This is a genomic window from Runella sp. (genome assembly GCF_965279615.1).
Taxonomy (GTDB): Bacteria; Bacteroidota; Bacteroidia; order Cytophagales; family Spirosomataceae; genus Runella.
In genome coordinates this window covers 3,682,642-3,703,758 of record NZ_OZ257252.1, presented here as the reverse complement: position 1 = coordinate 3,703,758, position 21,117 = coordinate 3,682,642, and the positions used below count along the sequence as shown (strand labels likewise).

At 46.2% G+C, this 21,117-nt stretch carries 12 protein-coding genes; 10 read left to right on the top strand and 2 right to left on the bottom strand.

Going from position 1 to position 21,117, the window contains the following annotated elements; genetic code table 11:
• Window positions 1-2: 2 nt before the first annotated feature.
• The 9 genes from ACQY73_RS15625 (at window position 3) to ACQY73_RS15585 (ending at window position 19,050) form a co-directional block, all read left to right on the top strand.
• On the top strand, window positions 3-272 hold the full coding sequence (locus tag ACQY73_RS15625) for a PAAR domain-containing protein (RefSeq protein ID WP_428667704.1): 270 nt from the start codon (window positions 3-5) through the stop codon (window positions 270-272).
• Window positions 273-297: 25 nt separating this feature from the next.
• Window positions 298-741, top strand: coding sequence for a GPW/gp25 family protein (locus ACQY73_RS15620; protein WP_428667702.1), 444 nt, complete (start codon window positions 298-300; stop codon window positions 739-741).
• 4 nt (window positions 742-745) lie between these two features.
• A complete protein-coding gene (locus tag ACQY73_RS15615) occupies window positions 746-4,528 on the top strand; it encodes a baseplate J/gp47 family protein (protein ID WP_428667700.1) in 3,783 nt (1,260 codons plus the stop codon).
• Window positions 4,525-7,479: a hypothetical protein gene (locus ACQY73_RS15610; RefSeq protein ID WP_428667698.1), complete on the top strand. Its 2,955-nt coding sequence runs from the start codon at window positions 4,525-4,527 to the stop codon at window positions 7,477-7,479. Before ACQY73_RS15615 ends, ACQY73_RS15610 begins: the two co-directional genes overlap by 4 nt.
• A gap of 14 nt (window positions 7,480-7,493) precedes the next feature.
• Entirely contained in the window at window positions 7,494-11,096 is a 3,603-nt protein-coding gene (locus ACQY73_RS15605; RefSeq protein ID WP_428667696.1) for a hypothetical protein, read from the top strand.
• 2 nt (window positions 11,097-11,098) lie between these two features.
• The gene (locus ACQY73_RS15600) at window positions 11,099-12,358 is read left to right on the top strand and encodes a contractile injection system tape measure protein (RefSeq protein WP_428667694.1); all 1,260 of its coding nucleotides are present in this window, start codon (window positions 11,099-11,101) and stop codon (window positions 12,356-12,358) included.
• Between the two features lies 1 nt (window position 12,359).
• Entirely contained in the window at window positions 12,360-17,024 is a 4,665-nt protein-coding gene (locus ACQY73_RS15595; protein ID WP_428667692.1) for an eCIS core domain-containing protein, read from the top strand.
• A 141-nt stretch (window positions 17,025-17,165) separates the two neighbouring features.
• The gene (locus tag ACQY73_RS15590; RefSeq protein ID WP_428667690.1) at window positions 17,166-17,702 is read left to right on the top strand and encodes a hypothetical protein; all 537 of its coding nucleotides are present in this window, start codon (window positions 17,166-17,168) and stop codon (window positions 17,700-17,702) included.
• Window positions 17,703-17,727: 25 nt separating this feature from the next.
• Window positions 17,728-19,050: an ATP-binding protein gene (locus ACQY73_RS15585; protein ID WP_428667688.1), complete on the top strand. Its 1,323-nt coding sequence runs from the start codon at window positions 17,728-17,730 to the stop codon at window positions 19,048-19,050.
• On the opposite strand, the gene ACQY73_RS15580 is transcribed toward ACQY73_RS15585, so the two are convergent.
• The gene (locus tag ACQY73_RS15580; RefSeq protein ID WP_428667686.1) at window positions 19,047-19,694 is read right to left on the bottom strand and encodes a LuxR C-terminal-related transcriptional regulator; all 648 of its coding nucleotides are present in this window, start codon (window positions 19,692-19,694) and stop codon (window positions 19,047-19,049) included. The two genes, ACQY73_RS15585 and ACQY73_RS15580, sit on opposite strands and share 4 nt — an antisense overlap.
• 219 nt (window positions 19,695-19,913) lie before the next feature.
• Between ACQY73_RS15580 and ACQY73_RS15575 the strand changes: the two genes are divergently transcribed.
• Complete coding sequence (locus tag ACQY73_RS15575) at window positions 19,914-20,339, top strand: response regulator (RefSeq protein WP_428667684.1); 426 nt, start codon at window positions 19,914-19,916, stop codon at window positions 20,337-20,339.
• 80 nt (window positions 20,340-20,419) lie between these two features.
• Here ACQY73_RS15575 and ACQY73_RS15570 read toward each other — a convergent pair whose 3' ends face one another.
• Window positions 20,420-20,755 (bottom strand): hypothetical protein, encoded by a 336-nt coding sequence (locus tag ACQY73_RS15570; RefSeq protein ID WP_428667682.1) that lies wholly within the window; start codon window positions 20,753-20,755, stop codon window positions 20,420-20,422.
• Between the last annotated feature and the right edge of the window lie 362 nt (window positions 20,756-21,117).

The following is a 21,117-nucleotide window of genomic DNA, read 5'->3' as shown; positions in this document are numbered from 1 at the left end:
TTATGTTACCTGCTGCCCGACTCACCGACCTCATTGTCAGTACGGCTACTTCCGGCGTTCCTGCGCCATTGGTTGCGCCCGGGTGCCTTACTGTGCTTATCGGCGGCTTGCCGGCCGCTCGTATGGGCGATACTGCCGGGGCTGATGCCGTCATCAAAGGGTCGGGTACAGTCATTATCGGTGGTTTGCCGGCGGCACGTGTCAGCGATCTGACGGCCGGCGGCGGGGCCGTTTTGCCGCCCGGTTGTTTGTCAGTTTTGGTGGGAGGGTAAGAAGAACAATAAATAAATGTAGGCCATGAACAATGATTTTCTCGGTCGCGGGTGGTCTTTCCCGCCTACTTTCAGTCAGGAATTGCAGGGAGTGAAGATGGTCACTCGGGAAGTCGATATTACGTCGAGCCTCGAAGTATTGCTTACGACTGCCCTTGGCGAGCGGATCATGTTGCCCGACTATGGCTGCAACATGGACGAATTGATCTTTGAGTCATTGGATGCCACGACCAAAGCGCTGATCGCGGATAAGATCGAAACGGCCATTCTGTACTTTGAGTCGCGGATCGAACTGGAAAACGTCTTTTTAGATGACAGTCGTGGGTTGGAAGGAGTGATATTGATCGAGATCACGTACCGCATCCGAGCCACCAACTCGCGCTTCAACTTTGTGTTTCCTTTTTATAAACAGGAAGGAACCGACATCAATTTGGTCACAACGCTTGATTTTTTACCTGAAAAAAATTAACTGAATGCCGAAAGACTGCGCCCATAAAGTCACGTCCCTTAAACTCATTCGCGAAGGGTGGAGTCAGGAGCAGCGCCTTGCCGAAGCGCTCAAACCTGCCTATGCCCCGGTGGATGAACGTGAAACGGAACACCATTTGGTATTCGCTCAGGCATTTGCGGAGTTTTTGCATTATTACGATACTACTAATACGCAAAACGGCAACTGGCAGGCATTCTTTGCCAATGATCCATCGGCGTTATTGGCCGTTATTGCCTCACAAAATATTGATTTCTATAAAGTTAATGTCAAAGAAACGTTTGATTTTGTGCGTAATCGTACGAATCAATCAGCGCCCGATCTAAAACAAAAAGCAGGTGTATTATTTAGTTATGCCGGCAGTTTGGCGCGTCAACTGGATGTTTTCAAGGAAAAAATTCCCACAGATGTTCTGCTCAAAAAATCACTTCAACACCTGATTCGTACGCAACTGGCACCGCATCTTCGTCGCTTGGTCAGTTATTACAAAGGCGGTGGGGCGCTGATAGAAGAAGCGGCGGCCGATATTCAGGTTTTGGGCGCGAAAGCGGTTGCGTTTCAAACAGTGCTGAACGATGGGTTATCAAGTGATTGGATAACGGATGCTTCACCCGATTGGAATGCTTTTGTAACGGGCATTTCACCCGAAAGTTCGGTATATGGCTCCGGAACGACAGACTTTGAGAAAATCAATCATTTGGCTACGCACAATCTGTTTACGGGTATTTTTGAGCAGTTTCTCAAAGTGTACGGCAGAATCATAAAAGAGGCTGAAAAAGGGCTGGAAGCAAGCTTTAACCAACCCGATCATGCACCGCATTATGCATTATTCTTAGCGTTTTTAAAATTAAGAGAGTTCACGCGTGAACAAACCAACCGCCTCACCGAGCGGCATTTGGATTTTTATTACCGACAAATTCTGCAACTTACCGAAAAACCTGCCGAGCCGGCGCAAGTGCATTTATTGACCGAATTGGCCAATGATTTTGACCCCTATCTGCTCAAAAAAGGAACGGCCTTCAAAGCGGGAAAAGACGCAAAAGGCAACGATGTTCTTTTTGAAAGTGATGATGATTCGGTCATTAATGCGGCCAAAGTAACAGAATTGAAAACGGTGTATCGGCACCGGAATAAAACAAATGATACGCTTCCGTTTCAAAACGGTCGGCTGTTTGTCGCCCCCATTGCAAACTCAGACAACGGTCTGATGTCCGAACTTACGTCGGTCGATGGGGCTTGGCATCCTTTTTACCATAAAATCTATGAGAACGACCAACTGACCAATATTCAGATGCCGCCCGCCGAAGTGGGTTTTGCGGTGGCTTCTCCTGAACTGTATGTGACGGAAGGATTTCGGCGCATTAGCCTGTCGTTCGGATTAGCCGGATCATTTACGGGTACATTTCGAGCGACGGTGTTTATTACCACCGTCGAAGGTTGGTATTTGTCGGATGAACTGTTTTCAATGAACGGAACCACCGCCGTACTTGCCTTTACGATGGAAGCTGATGCCCCGGCCGTTGCTCCTTATGAGGCAGAAGTTCACGGCGGTAATCTTGCAACCGCCCATCCCGTCGTGAAATTTGTGCTGAAACATTCTCCCAATCATGAATACGATTATCAAAAATTAGAGAATAGTGTTGTCACGCATTGTACCGTCAGTGTACGGGTGGGGCTGAACGAAGTGGGTATTTTTACTAAATCGGGCATTAACTCGTTGGTAGTCAGTACGGATTTTGGAGAGGCGGATGTGTCTAAACCTTTTCAGCCTTTTGGCCCGTTGCCCCAAAAAGGGAATGCGTTATTGATCGGTCATAAAGAACTGTTTCAAAAGGCAAACGTTAACCTTCAACTCAAGATCAAGTGGAAAGGCTTGCCCGCCAGCGCCGCCCAAGCCGATTTTGGAACAAACCTGCCCTATGCCCCCGACGCCACGCTTCAGCGCCTGACCAAAGATGGTTGGCTGACGGTTAATACTGCGGTCAAATTGTTTGAAACAAACTTTACGCCTTCGTCTGCCATAGTGACGTTGTTGGATGAAGATACGCTCAGCGTTTCCATAAATATCCCTTCTTTTGGGACGCAGTTGTTTCAAATTCCTTTTACAAATACATTTAAAAATACGGGGATCATTTCAGTGGCGTTACCGCCTGAACCGCAATCTCCCATTGATTATACACCCAACGAACCCTATACGGTTGGCGATACAAACGGATTTTTAAAACTAATATTAAACGGAGATTTTGGACATAAAGCCTGGCAGGAAACGCTTACGCGTCATTTATTGAAGGTGGCACTTAAAGAAACTCCTGCCGATGCGGCTCTGCCGGTAGCGCCTTATATTCCTGAGATCGAAGCCATTAGCATTGGTTATTCGGCGCAATCGGCAGTGATGCCGCTCAATTCGGCGCAGTCCAACGTAAACTTTGCATTCTTTCACCTTTTCCCTTTCGGGGTTTCCGAACAGCACCCTCGCCTTGGTACAACGCCCGACGTCTTTTTGGTACCTCAATTTAAAAGCCTACGAAACGGAGAGGCGCATGAGGCAGAATTTTACATTGGCATTGAAGGGTTAAAACCGCCACAAACGCTTTCGTTGCTTTTTCAGGTCGCTGACGGAACGGCCAACCCCTTGTCGGTAAAGCCTGAATCGCATATACAATGGAGTTTTGTGAGCAACAACCAATGGATTGACTTCAAGCCTTCTGAAGTGGAAGATCATACCGGACAACTCCTGCGCTCCGGGTTGGTGGTCTTTTCATTTCCGCGCGAAGCTTCTTCTCAAAATACGCTTTTACCGGCTGAAAAACATTGGATTCGGGCGGCTGTCACCGAAAAAAGCGATGCCGTTTGCAGTTTGATCTCGGTAACGGCGCAAGCCCTGAAAGCGACTTTTGCAGATCATCAAAATGACCCTGCTTTTTCGGCCAGACCATTGCCTGCCGGTACAATTACCAAATTGGACCGGCCCATTGCGGAAATAGAAAAAGTGGAACAGCCTTATGAGTCGTTTGGCGGCCGGGGCAAAGAGCAGGCAGAACCATTTTATACCCGCGTGAGTGAGCGACTTCGGCACAAAGATCGGGCAATCACTTTGTGGGATTATGAACATTTGGTATTGGAAGCATTTCCGCAGATATATAAAGTTAAATGCCTGAACCATACGCGGTATGGCCCCGATAAAAACGGCCAAATGGTGTATAACGAACTCGCCGCGGGCCATGTTACGTTGGTAACCATTCCGAATTTACAGTTTCAAAAATCCCGCGATCCTTTAAAGCCTTATACCGGTCTGGGAGTGTTGGAAGACATTGAGGCTTTTTTACGCCAACGACTTTCCTGCTTTGTGAAACTGCACGTTGCCAATCCTCTGTTTGAGCCGGTTCGTGTCTCGTTCAACGTCAAATTCAGGGAAGGGTACGACGAAACATTTTATCGAAATCAACTGGAAACTTCCCTCATTCAATTTCTGTCCCCGTGGGCGTTTGCGGGAGGCAAACCGCCTTCGTTTGGCGGGAAAGTGTATAAATCAACACTTATCAATTTTGTGGAAGAGCAGGGGTATGTGGATTATCTGACTGATTTTCAGCTGTTTCATTACATTGTTGATCATGAAGGAATCGACCGACGTTTCATTGATCGTAACGAAGTGGAAGCTTCCACGGCCATTTCCATCTTGGTATCTATGCCTAAAGGCGGACACAGCATTGCGGTCATCAATGCCGTAGAAGAAGAACAATCAACCGAAAAATGCGCGTGTGAATCATGACTCAAGAGCCTGTTGCCATAACGAAAAATCCTGCCGCTGCGCCTGCCGAAGATTACTACCTTTTGCGGCGAAAAGGCATTGGTTTTGTGGAAGCAATGGGCAGTACTTTGTGGACTGATTACAACCTGCACGACCCCGGCATTACCATCCTGGAAGTGATTTGTTACGCGCTGACCGATCTGGCCTACCGAACCGGATGGGACATCAGTGATCTGCTCACGAATGAAAATAACGAACCGGCCGGGCATCAGGCATTTTTTACGGCCCGTACCATTTTGACCGTCAACCCGTGGACAACCGATGACTATCGCCGCCTGTTGATCGACCTCGACAGCGTACGGAATGCGTGGGTATTTTGTAAAAAATGTGCCTGCGATTTTCCGATCTATGCGTCGTGCGAAGCCGAACAATTGCAACTTTCGTATCAGGAACCGGATAATCAGAAAGGTGTTAAGGTAGAGCCGCGCGGATTATATGAAGTGCTGTTGGAACTGACTTCTTCGCCTGAATCGGGAGATTTGAGCGACCGCAAAATAGAGCAGTCGTATACCCTTTTTGACGACGACGACGAGCCTCACACCGGCTTGATTGAGGTGCGTTTTCCGGAATGGAGTTTGTCCAATTCCGGTGAATATGCGTTGTTTTTGGAAAACGATACCGCTGTTGGAGTCATTACCCTTTTTAAGTTTTCACGCAGCAAAACGGATTCCAATGTGATGGGAGACGACGAAATGCGGCGAAATTGGCGGGGCGTTTTTTATACCACATTTGAAGTGGCATTGCTGCCGGGAAGTCAGAAGATAAAGATAGAAAATGCCGCGATACGCCTGTTTGGGGATGAGGTGGTGAAGCAACAAAGCACCGTAGCCGAACTGACGCATTTGCTTGCCGATGCAACGGCGGCAGGGTTGATGCACAAATACCAACGTAAGTTGAAGGAAGTTGCGCGGCAAATAGCTTTGGCAAAAGAGATGCTGCAAAGCCACCGAAATTTGGACGAAGATTATTGCCGGATCGAAGCGGTAAGCATTGAAGATGTTGCCGTATGTGCCGATATTGAAGTGCAGGCCGACGTCGATATTGAACGTGTTCAGGCCGAGATATGGCAGAAAATAGCATATTATTTCAGCCCGCCGGTGCCTTTTTATTCGCTCCGGGAATTACGGGAGCAAGGGATGCCCGTAGAAGAGATATTTAACGGCCCTGAACTTCAAAACGGCTTTATTACCTCAGAAGATCTTGCCGCCGCGCAACTGAAAACTGTACTGCATACTTCTGACATCATTAATGTGTTGATGGACATTGAAGGAGTAATAGCCGTCAATAACCTCTTACTGACGAAGTACGACCAAGAAGGATTGCCCGTCAAAGGGGCCGCCGACGGAAATCCGAACAAACTGAGCGCGCAGTGGGCGTTGACGATCTCAGACAATCACCAACCTCGTTTGTACTATAATCTCTCGCGCTTTTTGTTTTACAAGAACGGTTTGCCATTGTTGCCTCGGATGGACGAAGCACGGGATACGCTTGTCCAATTGCTCGGCGAAGCGGAAACCGGCAAAGGAAAAGATACGCTCAATGATCTGCCTGTTCCGGTCGGAACGTACCGTGCGGTAGACGATTATTTTCCTTTGCAATACAGCTTTCCGCTTACGTATGGCATTGGAAAAGAAGGATTGTCGTCCAACGTGCCGACGTTGCGCAAGGCGCAGGCCCGGCAGTTGAAAGCCTATCTGATGGTATACGAGCAGTTTTTTGTCAATGACCTGATGCAGTTGGCGCACGTTGGAGACTTGTTTTCGTTGGATACGGCAGTAAAGCAAACGTATTTCTCTGAACGTATTGATAATCAACTCATCAACGGAGCCGATGCGCTTCTGGAAAATACATTGACGGCTGATCGCCTACACTCTTTTGTCGAATCCGAGAGTGATTTTTTAGAACGACGCAATCGTTTTCTGAATCACTTGATGGCGCGGTTTGGGGAAGATGTCAACGAATATGCGCGATTGCTTTTTGATTGGAAAGGCCAAAAAATAGCGTTGGAAGAGTTGATCGCGGATAAAATCGCGTTTCTCAATGCCTATCCGGTCATCAGCCACGACCGCGCCAAAGCCCTTAATTATGCGCTTCAGCCGTTTACGTTGACCGATAATCGGGCGGGTGTAGAACTCAAATTAGAAAAAATACTCGGCATCGAACAATTGATGGTGGTAGAGCACCTCTTGCTTCGTCCCAAATTCTTGGGAGATGCTTTGTATCCCATTTGCTCCGACGGAGATTGTGAAGAGGCGTGCTGCGGCGACCATGATCCCTATTCTTTTCGACTGACGTATGTGATGCCCGGTTGGCCGGAACCCTTCGCGACCAACATGGAATTGCGATTGTTTGCCGACCGTACTATTCGGCAGGAAACACCTTCGCATCTATTGCCGAAAATTTGCTGGGTATCCGAAACGGCGTACAATGACTTCAAAACCGCGTGGGAAAATTGGCTGACTGTCAATGCAACTCATGACTGGATCTCATTGCGTTTGCAGGAACGCGTAGAGGCAATTCTGACGGCAAATCATGTACCAAATGCCGCTCAACCGGCCGCGCTGCCAACGGCCTGTGCCTGTGCGCTGCGTATCGTAAAAGCGTACGGACAGCTTTTTTTTGATTTGGTACAACAGGCCGCCGATGAGCCGCCGACGCTCACGGATGATATACGTCAAAGCCCTATTGTGCTGTGTGATGGGCATACGTTTGCCAACGGCACCGAAGATAAGATTCGTGAGGTGTTGAATGAAGCGTATGCTTCTTTGACTGAAGTCTCGTTTCGGTTGCGACAAGTATTGGATGCGCTGATCCTACTTGAAAATATGTACCCCACTGCCACCCTCCACGACTGCGACGATGGCAATGATGATAATCCCGTTCGACTCAATAATACTGCTTTGGGAAGTTAAAACTGCTTTTGACCATGAAGCCTATTCAGGATACGTACCCCATTTTTGAAGCTAACCAAGTGCTTACGAATCGGCACCTCAACGCGGTCTTCAACTACTTAGACGAGCAGGAACGCCTGACTCGTGCCAACCTCATCGGGATTGGTATCGTGTGCGGTTTGGAAGCAGGTTTTGAGGCCAACGGCCCGCAAATTCGCATTACCAAAGGGTGCGGCGTCACGTCCGAAGGGTATCTTATTATTCAGGAGGAGGTGTTGCTGACGGCGCGGAAAGACTACGTTCTGCCCGCCGAATTGGATTATCCTCCCTTTAAAAACGGCAATCAATCCTATCCATTGTGGGAATTGTTTCCAACGGGCGAACCCGATGCCGTTGCACTGGATGAGGCATTCCTGAAAGGCAAAGCATTGTTGTTGTTTCTGGAACTTAAAAAAGACGACCTGCGCAATTGCAGCCCCAACAATTGCGACGACAAGGGAGCCGAAGTGACCGCCACGGTGCGTCCGTTGCTGATCACACTTGATGATCTTGCCAAGATCGTGGCCGCAGCGCAGGGCTTGGGTGGCGGGCTTACGCCGGCCGATGTGCAGGCCAATTTACAAACGCGTCTGAATCTGCCCGATCTGCGTTTGCCGCGTTACGATGTTCCCAACACGGCACCTGCTTCTTCGGAAGAGGTTTTGGAAAAATTCTTTGACGTTTTTAAGAAATATACTTTAGCAAAAAAAGTGAGCCAAGCGCTCTCGGCGGCTTATACGGCTTTTCGGCCTTTGGTCGAAAGCAGTTATCCTAACGATCCGTTTGCGTCATTTTTAGCTGATTTCGGCTTTCTTGATACGGCTCCGCAAACCGTTGAGCAGGCCATTTTTGTACAGAATTTTTACGACCTCTTCGATGATCTGTTGCAGGCGTATGAAGAATTACGTTGGCATGGGTTGGAACTGTTATGTGCCTGTTGCCCGCCTTCGGGGTTGTTTCCGAGGCACCTGATCTTGGGGGAATTACAACCCGAAACGCATAGTTTCACCACTACGTATCGCCATTTCTTTCAACCTTCTCCCGCCGTAGGTTGTTGCCGGCGTGAATCGGGAGAGGTGGCTCAACTGTTTCAACGGATTGTTGAAATGATCGGACAATTCCGTCTGACACCGCCTTTGCAAAATAATTTCTCAACGGATGTATTAGCCCCGATCATTGTGCAAGGCCGCGAGCCGGTTCGGATCACGCCCACGAAGTACGGCAAGTTCCTGTTGTCTGAAAAAGCCATCCCGTATTATTATTTACAAACCGGTACGCCGCCGCTGTATACACTTTGGAGCCCTGAGAAAACACAACGGAATCGTGCCAAACAAAATCTCAGCTACCGCGCAGATGAGTACGCTACAGATGATTTTATCAGAGAACCTTTGGTTTTTGACCTTGAGCCTTCCAATTTTTTACGCATTGAAGGGCATTTGGGTCGCAATGTCGGGAGTGTGTTGCGCACTTTGTTGGCGCTCAAAATCCGTTATCGCCTGCCCGTCGAGATCATTGCGCTGCGTACCGGTGAGTTTGATGAAAGAATAGCACTTGATCTGACGAAAGAAAAATGCCGTTTTGAGGATCTGGAAGCGCTTTATGATGCCTTAAAGGATGATTTCAGAAGCTTTTTGGCTAAACAAATGGCTTTTTTCTACGATTTGCCCGTTCGGGAAGCAGATGCTTCTGACCGTTTGTTGGCTTCCATCGTTCCGGTATTCAAAAAATACCAACCCAACGTTTTGGTAAGATCGGATCGTTTGGGAGCGTTGTTTGAAAGCCAATACGAGCAACAACAGTTTTCGGATGAATTGCTTGATTTTGTTTCCAACAGCGTCAATACCGCTTTTTTCAGGATTATTTTTCGTATCGTCAAATTGGACGAATTGCTGACCAACGATTTAGGTGATCTAACTGTTCAGGCACTTTCAAAACAGTACCAAGCGCTTGAAGTTGCCGTGAAAGAACTGGAAACCAAGCGTGAAGAACGCTTTAATCAATTGGAAGGATCGGTCGCTGTTCTCAAAGCCGAAGAAATCGACGACCGCCTCGAAGCTCTCCTGTATCAATGCCGCATAGATGCGTTTCAAACGCTTTTTGCGGAATACAAGCGGCGATTGATCGAGGCAAAGAAAAAACAGTTTCTACGCTTTTTTCTCGAAAAACATCCCGGTATTCAGCACAAAGCGGGCGTTCCGCTTGGAGGAACGTTTATTTTGGTTTACCACGATGACCCGGAACCTGTTCGCCCCACGCGACCGGGACTTGATCTTACCGGAATTCGACCTACAACGAATACGTTGGCAAAGTCCATTGAACGCATCAAAACGCAGTATGTGAATGACCTGGAATTGCAAAATGTGTCGGTGCTTTTGGAAGAACTGATCGTGGCAAACCCCGACCTTTTTCCAACTGTTCCGACCCAAACCCCCGCACAGGAGCAGATCGCAGAAGCGGTCTCGAAACTTCGCGACGGGACGATCATTGCTGACTTTTTTCTGCCGTATCAATGCTGTTCCGATTGTTCACCGATTCAATTTGTATTGCCGCCGGTGGTAGAAGAGCCAACAAACCCGTTGGTTTTCAGCGTTGAGAAATTCACGTGTGCTGACGGAAATTATACGGTTGCCTTTAAAATAACGGGCGGAACACCGCCTTATAAAGTGGCTGCAGAAACAGGCACGATCAGTACAGCCAATAATTTTAAAAGTAAACCTGTGCCGAGTGGCACGCCCATCACGGTAGAGATCAGCGATGCGGAAGATCAAAAATTAACCAAAACGTTTATCCATGAATGCCCTTCGCCCTGCAACTTGCCCTGCGGTGGCAAAGCCATTCGATGCGGATATGTTTTCTGGTTGCCGGAACCTTCTCCCGAACGAAAACTGGAAAGCTACGATGCCAAAATAGAAACCTTCCAATTCACCGCGCCTGATGGTTCTGTTGTCGATCTGGCAGGGGAGTTGGACATCAGCGCGGCGGTTGATGCGTTGAATGCAGATTTCAAAAGTATGGTTGAGCGTTGGTTGAAAAAGATCAATGCCATTGTAGCGCAAAAAGTACAAAGCGACGATTGGTTTGTTTTGGGATACCATAGAGAAGCCAACGACCCGTTTGGCGTGTTGACGGTAGAACACTTTGCCTGTCAGGGTTTTATACTGAAATTGACCACTAAGTTTTCATACCGTGACCTGACCGAGAAACGGTCGATCACCTATTCTGATAAAGGAACGCAAATTAAACTGAATGATGCAAATGAAACCGTGGATGTGCCGACCTTTGGCTGTGAGGAAATGAATAAGTGCCTGCCAAATCGTGAATTAAAGCCTGTTTGTATAGGAACAACGCTTCAGTTACGGATGAAAACCGGCGTTGATCAAAACAACGTCGTTAGCTTATTGGCGCGTCCTTCGGGAACTGACGAGGAGCTTCAATTCCTGTGGGAAGTCGAAGATGCAGTGCCTTCTCTGTTGGTTGGAAAAGAAGTAAAAACTGCGGTGGTTCGTACATCGCCGCGCAGCAAGCAGGTAAGACTGACGGCTTTCACTAAAACGGGATGCGTCGTGAGTATTGTTCAAACCATTAATTTGCCCGGTTAGCGATGACGGTTGTTGGTTCACATAGCATTTGCCGCCAGAAGTTGGATGTCACGTTCAATGGCGCTGAACAGGAAGGCCTCAGTCTTCAAAATCGCCTGTCGGATTGGTGCGGCAGCACTTGGCCGCGACTGATGGAAAAGATGCTGGATACGTATGCTCCTCAGGAAGCGTATCTGTGCATTGATGAGCTGACCATTGAAGTAGAGTCCATTCCATTGGAAGATTTGGAGAAAGAACTGGAAAAACAATTAACCGTTCTTTTTGAAGAGGCCATTCGGCAAAAAATACATATTTCCAACGGAGCAAATGCTCCAAAAGACCTTATCAGAACCGGACATCAAAAGACCATAGAAGCGTTTTGTTATTTCCTGCAATCGGGGCAATTGCCTTGGTCATTTCGTGTCCCTGCCGGCAAAACATTAGACGAATTAGTGAGGGAAGCGTTTGCCCAAAACAGGTATTACGATCAAACGCTCATTTTACACGCTCTGTTAAGCGAGGTGGCTTTGCGAAGATTGGTTTCGGCGTTTTCCAAACAAACGTCTGAGCTTGTATTGGCTGCTTTATCTTCTGAAAATAAAGCTGTTATTAAGCAATTATTGGAAATGATAAAAGAAAAAAACTATGATTTGTCGATGGATAAAGAGAGTCTAAACGCATTGCCGTCGTCAATTCAGGAACGGATAAAAGCCATTGTCAATGACTTAAAAGACAAACCAAGGATAAAAAAAAGTGAATCAAAATCGGAGAACAATTTGCCGGTAGATTCTGAGTCTATCTACGTGAACAATGCGGGCTTGGTACTGCTGCATCCTTTTCTGAATGCTTTTTTTGAATCGGTCAATGTGGCGCAGACAGGACAATTGACGAATAAAGCGAGGGCGTTGCAATTGCTTCATTTTTTGGCAACGGGTGAGCTTTTCGGCCCTGAATATGAGTTGATGTTGCCTAAAATCCTGTGTGGAGCAGCACCTCAGGCTTGGTTTGAAACAACCGATGAACTTGTTGAAAGTGATAGACAGGAAGCTGATCATTTACTTACGGCGGTTATCGGACATTGGAATGTGCTGGGCCAAACTTCGCCCGATGGTCTGCGCGAAGCATTTTTGAAACGCCCGGGCAAACTATCCCGACGGGGTGATGGGTGGCTTTTGCAGGTGGAGCGCCATTCTTTCGACATCCTGTTGGAGCAACTCCCGTGGAATATTTCGGTTTTTCGTTTGCCGTGGATGAACGACTTAATTTGGGTTGAATGGGGATAACATGAAAGCCACTGCCGACAAATCAACTTCTTCTCACGCGACGCCTGCTTCGTCGAGTAAACCTTTTTTTAGTAAATCAGGAAGCGCTGATTTCTTTGAACCAACGGCTAAAATAAACCCCGGAATTCAGCCCAAACTGAAAGTAAATCAACCTGGCGACAAATGGGAACAGGAAGCGAATAGAATGTCGGAGCAACTGGTACATTCACCGGAAGAAACGGTGGACGCCGAAACTATTCAGCGAAAAGAATCAGATAACCTCCTGTCTGCTCAATGGCCGATAGATTCAACAGCCGATGTGAATGCGGCGATAAAACAAAAGATTCAGCAGGAAACAACGGGCAGCCAGTCATTGCCGCACCGCATTCGTCCGCGCATGGAATCGCATTTTGGCGTTGACTTTGGGTCGGTCCGAATTCACAGTAACCAAGAATCGACAAAACTGAATCACCAACTCGGAGCGAAGGCGTTTACGTACCAAAATCACCTCTTTTTTAACCGTGACCTGTACCGACCGGATATATTGGAAGGTAGAAAACTGCTTGCCCACGAACTTACGCACGTGGTGCAACAGGGAGCGGCAGACTCAATGGTTCAGCCCGGTGCGCCACCGCTACATCTGACGGTTTCAAAACTGCCGACAACTACTGAGAATGTGCCTTCTCAAGGAAAAATCAGTCTATCAAAAAAAACGCCACAGCATAAAAACACAACGCCGGCACCCTCCGTTGAGCCGTCTGAAAAGAATGAGCCGGTTGAGGCAACCCCAACCGTAAAAGCAACTCCCGCCACGTCAAAAGAAGATCCGGAATTTCAGGCGACCATTACCCAACTCAAACAATCGCGAAACGCACAAAAAAAGCACCCCGAGCCTGAAGACAAAAAAGGCCAGATAAAAAGCGCGGCTGTTTTGCCGGTAGGTGAACAAAAACAATACAATGACCGTAAAACGCATCTCAATGCCATTGACCAAACGGCCTCCAAAGAAAAAGGAACGAAGCGTTTTAAGGCCGAAACATTCAAGGCGTTGCTCAACACGGAGCTTTCCAAGTTAGAGTCAAAACTGCCACACAGCGAAAGTGCGGCTGCACAGTTCAAAAAAGACAAACCGCTGGAACAGGTACGGGAAGGAATCAGCGGTCAGGTAAATAATGAAAATAAGAAAGTAGCCGCGCCCATTACCGAGCAGACGGCTCAACCTATGCCTCCCGATAGCGGTATAGCTGCGCAAACGCCCGGCGATCTGCAAAAAGATCCCTTGGGAAATCGGCCCAAACCCATCAATCCCGAAGCGGCGGCTCCCAAACCCAAGCAGGAAGCAGAGATTTCGATGGAGGAAGAAAGTCGTTCGTTGGATGAATTAATGAATGAAAGTAAACTTTCTGACGAGCAATTGGCCAACTCCAACGAGCCCGATTTTATTCAGGCGCTCGACAGTAAAAAAGAAGCCCAGACCAAAGCGGCGGAAGTACCCGTACAGTACCGCGCTCAGGAAACCGTCACGCTTTCCAAAGCTCAGACGAGTGCTAAAATAACGGCACAACGCGGGCTGAATGGAATGGTGGCGCACCGGGACCAATCGTTTGTGGCGGTGTTGGGCAAGCAGACTGGCACCAAAAACAACGATCTAACGGAGCAAAATCGCGTCAAAGACAATCTGAAACGTATCTACGATGCTACGAAAAACGATGTCAACAAACTATTTGCTGACCTTACCACCAACGAGCAAAGCCCCACCAATGTCAATAAAATCTTCAACGATAAATCGGCGGCCGCCAAAGATGTTTTTGAAAAACGGGTTGAAGATCAACTGGATGACATTCATGGATTGGGAGTCAAAGACTTTTTCTTTGGAGAAGATACCGAAGCCATCGAAGGCGTTTTCACGCGGGAGAAGGCTACTTTTCTGGCTTCAATGGATGCCGCGCTGAACGAAATTTCCGGAATCATTGCCACCCAACTCAATGCCGCTATCGACCGGATACAAAAAGGAAGAGAAGAAGCGGAAACATTTTATGCTTCGCTGAGTACCGAGCAGCAACGCCTTTCAGGAGAGGCTATGGAGCAGTTTCGAACGCAATACGCCGATCTGGAGTCAAGTGTGGACGAGAAACAAACCGAAGTCGCGAGCAGTTTGGCAGAATCATACAAAGAAAATGTGGATTCGTTACGGGCCACGTTCGATAAACTGGAAGAAGAAGCCGGCAAAAATTTCCTTCAAAAAGCCGCTGATTTTGTCATTGGCGTTGCCAAGGCTGTGTATAATTTGGGCAAACTGTTGCTTTCCATCGTTACCCGAATCGCTTCTATCATTGATGAAATTCTGGCGCATCCTATCCGGTTTCTGGAACATCTGGGTGCCGGTATCAAGCAGGGTTTTGCCACATTTGTGGAGAATTTTGATACCTATTTGCTGAAAGGTTTTTTTGATTGGCTGCGCGGTTCCATGAGCAACGCAGGTATTCAGCTTCCTGCCAAACTCGACGAAAAAGGGCTGTTTAGTCTGGCTATTCAGCTTGTGGGGCTCAATTACGAAACCTTCCGCGAAGTGGTCATACGGAAGTTGGGCGCAGGGGGCGAGAAAATAGTGGCGATGTTGGAAAAAGGCGAAGAGTTATTGGGCGAAGCCACGGTGCTGTTCAAGATATTAAAAGCCGAAGGCATCGGCGGGCTATGGACGCACCTGAAAGAAATGATCCTGAGTCATCTCACCGAGATATTTGACCGAATCAAAGAAACCGTTCTGTACGAGACCATCAAAAAAGCATTACTGTTTGTTGCCTCCATGTTTAACCCTATCGGGGCATTCATCAAGGCGGTGCAGGCGCTGTATGCGGGCCTTAAATTCCTGATGGACAACATCGAACGAATCGCGATTTTGGTTAACTCCTTTTTGGATTCGCTCGAAATGGCCGTCAAAGGCAACGTGAGCGGGATCGCCGGTAAGATCATTACGGCGTTGAGTACGTTTATCGTCATGGCCATTGATTTTCTGGCTAAGTTGCTTGGCTTGGGTAATCTCGGGGAAAAAGTGCGTAAGATCATTCAGGTCTTCCGTAATCCCGTCATACGCGCTATGGAGTGGGTGGTGGATAAGATTATCAAGCCTGTGGTCACGACTCTCACAAAAGCCGGTAAAGGATTGATAAAAATGATCATGCCCAAAACATTGGGAGACACCGTTCCTTTCAGTACGCCTAAACACAGCCACAAATTGTACATTGTTCAAAACGGCAGTGCGTACAAAATCATCGTAGAAAGTACGCCGCAGACCGTAAGAGATCAATTGGCGGAATGGCGAACTGAGTTGGATAAAGACGAATGGAAAACAAGAAGCACCACAAGGGGTGTCATAAGAGAAAAGATCAGAAAGGTGGAAAAGGACTTGGGAGTAGTGGAAGCTCAAACGAAAATTGTTGAAGATCAAGTAACTAAAAACCAACCTATCAACGATAAACTGCTTAAAAACGCCGAAGGAAGATTGTCAGATTCACTGAAAGCGGTCTTTATTGAGTTTGACCAATTTGCGGACGATAAAGACAAATCTACCGATTTTAATGTCGTTTTTGCAGCCAATTTGATGAATGTTCATCCAACGGCTAAGTTGGTGGTGGATACAGCCGTGGATAAAATTTCCAAGAATAATAAAGCCAAAGGTTTTGCCGAAATCAGAGAATGGTCCGGGTTGTTAAATTTTATCATTGATACAGAACCTGCCAAAAGTTTATACGCAAAACCAATGGGCACCAAAAATGCCGCAGGGTACCCCGGCCATGCCTACAAACAAGTGGTGGACAATGCCGCCAAGGCCACTTTACTAAAAGGAGAGCCGCAGGAAAAAATAGACAAAGTGACCAAGGATGTGGTAAACAGCGTGGCTCAGGGAACGCAGGTATTTTTTGCGCTCAGAGATCAAATCTTTGATAAAAATTCCAAAAATATCGTAGATGAAAAGATCGTTGCTCTTTATAACAGCCAAAGTCCTCATACACGTTATTATCCGGACGATATTGATTTTCGGGTAGAAGGGGATGAGTTTGTTATCAGTTATAAATATAAATCAGAGCCGGGCGAAAAAAGTCCTGTGTTTACAGTACGCTTTAAAGCTGAAAAGGTAAAAGGCGGCAGAAAGATTACTCAAAAAGTAACAGGAGAAAACTTGGTATTAAAAGACCCCGGATCAAGAGGAGTAACGCATACGGTCTACAAAGAAGCGTATGTGAATCAGCCGCTGAAGCTCAACTCAGCGCACATAATTGCCGACCGTTTCATGGGCTCGGGTTACAAACAGGGCTTGAATCTGATTGCCACCAGTGATGAATTTAACAAACAGGATATGGCCAGATCAGAAGACAGAATAGCTAATAAGGTATTGGAAGTGCAGAATAAAAAGGAAAACGAAAATAAAATTGTATCTTTTACTTTGACCGTTACGGCAACGTGGCAATCATACGACGATAAACAGGTGCTTACTGTGTTTGATATATTGGATCAGAAACTGAATAAAGATGACTTGCAGGCAATTGCGGATAAATTGGCAAAACGCCAAGACCCAAGGCGGTGTGAAAGCGTTGTGTATGACACTTCTATATTTGTAGATTCTAAAGCGTATTCAACACTTCTTCCAATTGAGATCGGCCCTGATAAATATTTGAAAATACCATAAATGAATTCGTTAATAGTTGAGCAAAAGTTTTTGGGTTTATAACTAGTATTGCTCACAACCCGACCGGCGGAACAGAGAATAAATTAACTGTTTCAAATGTTTAATGATTTGATTATCAATTATTTGTTTTGGTGTTGACTTATGGAAAAAGTGAAAGCGTTTATGGAGAGTTTTATTCAGGCAGAAGTGTCGGCCCAATTGGCTCGGCTAAAACCGGACCTTGAAGCTTTCAATAAACAACTCGCCGTGATGGATGAATTTCTTTCCGAAAGCCTAAAAACAAGGTTTGGGATGTTATACCTAACGGAATTAAAATCCACCGGTTTTTATGAGAATGCTCAAAACATGGAGCCGATCACACCCAGACACCTTTTTGTGATAAGGGAGTCCAATGGCAAAAAACGCGGAAATTTATACAGCGTCTATGTGAGCGATATAAGTAGTAATAAATCTTATTTTGATTGTCTGATTGTAAAGCCGGAAGGAGAAAGCTTCCTGATCATCAGTCGTTTTACGTTTGGTTATGGCAGCGGTGGGCGCAAAGAAAAGCATTGGTATTTTTCGGGAGGCGAAGAAATGGAATTCAGCAACCTGAAACCCGTCACTGATGTACTCCATCTTTTGGCTCCCGAAGACGACGAAGACGCTATGAAAGATTATTTGAAGGATTTAAAATAGGCATTCCCCGCATTCAGACGAAATTATGCCTAACACGCCCAACCTTACCACGGCCATTGCTTATCTCCATTCGGTGGTGAACGGAAGATTAAAGGTGCATTTTGGCCGAGAAGAAACAGTCGACGTCAGCGGCGTGGGGTATGTGCAGGATGACTCTTCCTTTGCCAAATTTCTGGAGATGTACCATCCCGGTTTTGAAGAATACGTGGTGTTGCTGTTGGCCTTGGTACCGCACCTGCAACCCGATTTTTTCAGTACTGTTATTGCCGATTTTTTGCCCGAAGGAGGAGACTTTGCACCGTTTGGCGGCGCGCGTTCGGGCAATCATCGCGGGATAATGCCCACGGGTGAAACCGCTCAATTTATTCTGGCAGATGATGATTTGGCCAAACGCCTTTCCGTGCAGGCCCTGTTCAGTACTTCGCATTGGTTTTATCAGCAGCACATTCTGACGTTGGAGCCGGTTCGGCCCGGAGAGCCAATGATGAGCGGACGGATCATTTTAGATTCGGAAGTGGTTGAATTACTCACGGTGGGCTTGGTAAGCAAACCGAAATTCAGCACTGATTTCCCGGCAGAATACCTGCAAACTCCGCTCGAATGGGAAGACTTAGTGTTGCACCCGCAAACGCTGCGGCAGATCCGTGATATTGAAAATTGGATAACCTGGAATCCTACGCTGCTCGAAGATTGGGGCATGAAACGGCACATCCGGCAAGGCTACCGAGCGTTGTTTTATGGCCCGCCCGGAACGGGAAAAACCCTCACGGCAACCTTGTTAGGGAAAGCAACGGACAAAGATGTCTTTCGGATAGACCTTTCCCAAACCATTTCAAAATACATCGGAGAAACGGAAAAAAACCTGTCGCGTCTTTTTGATAAAGCCCAAAACAAAGATTGGATCCTGTTTTTTGACGAAGCGGACGCGCTTTTCGGCAAACGGACTGACATTCGAGATGCCCATGATAAGTACGCCAATCAGGAAGTGGCTTATCTTTTACAACGCATTGAGTCATTTGCGGGATTGGTGATTCTGGCGTCCAACCAACGTAATAATATCGACGAAGCTTTTGCCCGGCGTTTTCAATCGATGATCTATTTTCCAATGCCGCGCGTGGAAGAACGACTGTCGCTTTGGCAAAAAGCCATTCCGGAACAACTGAAAGTAGATAAAAATGTGGATTGGGTTCAAATTGCAACCCGTTTTGAATTGACCGGAGCAAGCATCGGTAACATTGTCCATTACTGCCTGTTGACACTTTTGGCCGACAAAAATCACGTACTTGACCATAAGCGTTTGGAAAACGGCATCATGCGTGAATTGGTCAAAGAAGGAAAATTAACCTAAGTCAGATAGCCACACAGTTGTTCCACAATGGCCGTGCGTACCAGACCGGCCGTATTTTTGACCCCTAATTTTTGAATCAAATTGAGACGATGGGTCTCAATGGTACACTTGCTTACAAACAATTTATCGGCGATTTCGCGGGTAGTGTACTCATCCACAATGAGTTGTAATACCTCCTGCTCGCGAGTGGTAAGTTTATAGTACGCTGTTTTGGCAAATTTGGCAGGGGTAGAGACCCAACTCGTCAAAGATTCTACCAAGGATGCCGATACGTATATTTTGTTTTCTGCAATAATGTGCATGGCCTTTGTCAACTCATCAAGGCTCGCCATTTTTGATAAATAACCCCGAATTCCCAAACGATAGAATCGTTGAATATCAACAATGGTGTCTCCAAAACTGAAAACAATGATTTTTAACGCGGGGAATTGTTTTTGGACCTTCTTCAAATAGCCCTTTTTACCTATTTCTTCTACAGTTCCGTCTACCCACAACCAATCGGGTTGGGTGGTTTTAAGTAATTGATCCAAAAAATCAAACTTTGACGGTGTACCAACGATTTGGATATGAGAAAATCTTCCAAAAAAGTCGGAAAGAGTACTTTGCAACAGGGGCAAAGATTCAAAGATGATCATTTTTTCCATAGTTGAGTTAGATTACGGAGATACCTCGCAGGAACATAATTTCAATTTCAGCATTTTTTTGAAATAGTTGTGCATACATTTTAGTATACGGTAAACGAAAATGAACAAATGGCCTTGGATTATTCATATGCCTTATTTTATCAATCTTACCGATTTCGACAGTTGATAATTTCGACTCTTCGATATACATTTGCTAATGTTACTAAAATGTACATAATTATGTCATTGATAGGTCCTATCATTTCTGTTGAAGATGATACTGATGATCAGTATCTTATAAGCCAAATCATTGGAAGTTTGGATTTACCGAACGAGCTTATTTTCTTTCCCAACGGAAAAACGGCACTTCATTACCTGGAAACCACTGCTGAACAGCCGTTTCTGATATTGTGCGATATAAATATGCCGGTCATGAATGGAATAGAACTTCGTGATCATATCAACAAAAGTGAATTTCTGCGCAGAAAATCAATTCCTTTTGTATTTTTGACAACGGCCGCCAATGCGCAACTTATCCGAATTGCGTATGATGCAGCGGTGCAGGGTTTCTATAAGAAGGCAACGAGCTATGCTAAATTTCAACAGCAACTCAAACTCATTATTGAGTATTGGCAGAGTTGTCTCCATCCCAATAGCCACTTGTAATAGTTAGCCCATAGTTCATCAGCCCGAAGTGTTTATGGTTTGGGGCTGATGAATGGTCAGGTTCGAGCTGGATTTAATGATTAGGAACGAATCAATCGGGGCATTGGTCGTAACATAATGTCCAATTCAACAAGTTCATCTTCTGTAGGGACTTCCGCCTGTCGACGTAAATTCTGAACGACTGAAATAACGGAATCTTCTTCTTTTGCCTGTTTACCAAGCGTCAATAGGCTGTGCTTTTTTTGTCGGCTTCGCTCCCAAAAGAATAACTCTGTTTTGGCGTCATAAATACCGATCGGAGTACCGCGACGGCTACGGGAGATCTTTTCCAATACAGCTTCGGCTTCCTGGCGCGTGCTGTACGAAAGGTGATGGTATTGTTTTCTAAGCGTATATAAAACTGAAAAACGGTTCATGTCAGTGGTATTTTAAATGAAGTGTATAACGACTCGCAAAGGAGTTGTTAAAAAGTTTGTGCTCGACGTACGGTTTTTTTGTGAATGATTGCTCAGCAGGCACTCTATGTCAATCAAAATAAGAATCGACGTATGAATGGCTGCGCTGAAAAGTCAGATAAAATATTGGTAGTAGTTTTTTCCCCTGATTAGTGTCTTAGTGAATGAAATTGCCATCATATCAATAGACGGCTCAAAGAGGTAGAAATGTACAAAAGAAAGATTTTCTTTCTATGATTGGAGTAGTTTTGTATTACAAATATAGAAGATATAATTTGCTATTCAAGAACATAGACAATTTTGCCAAAAAAAAAGTTTCCAAA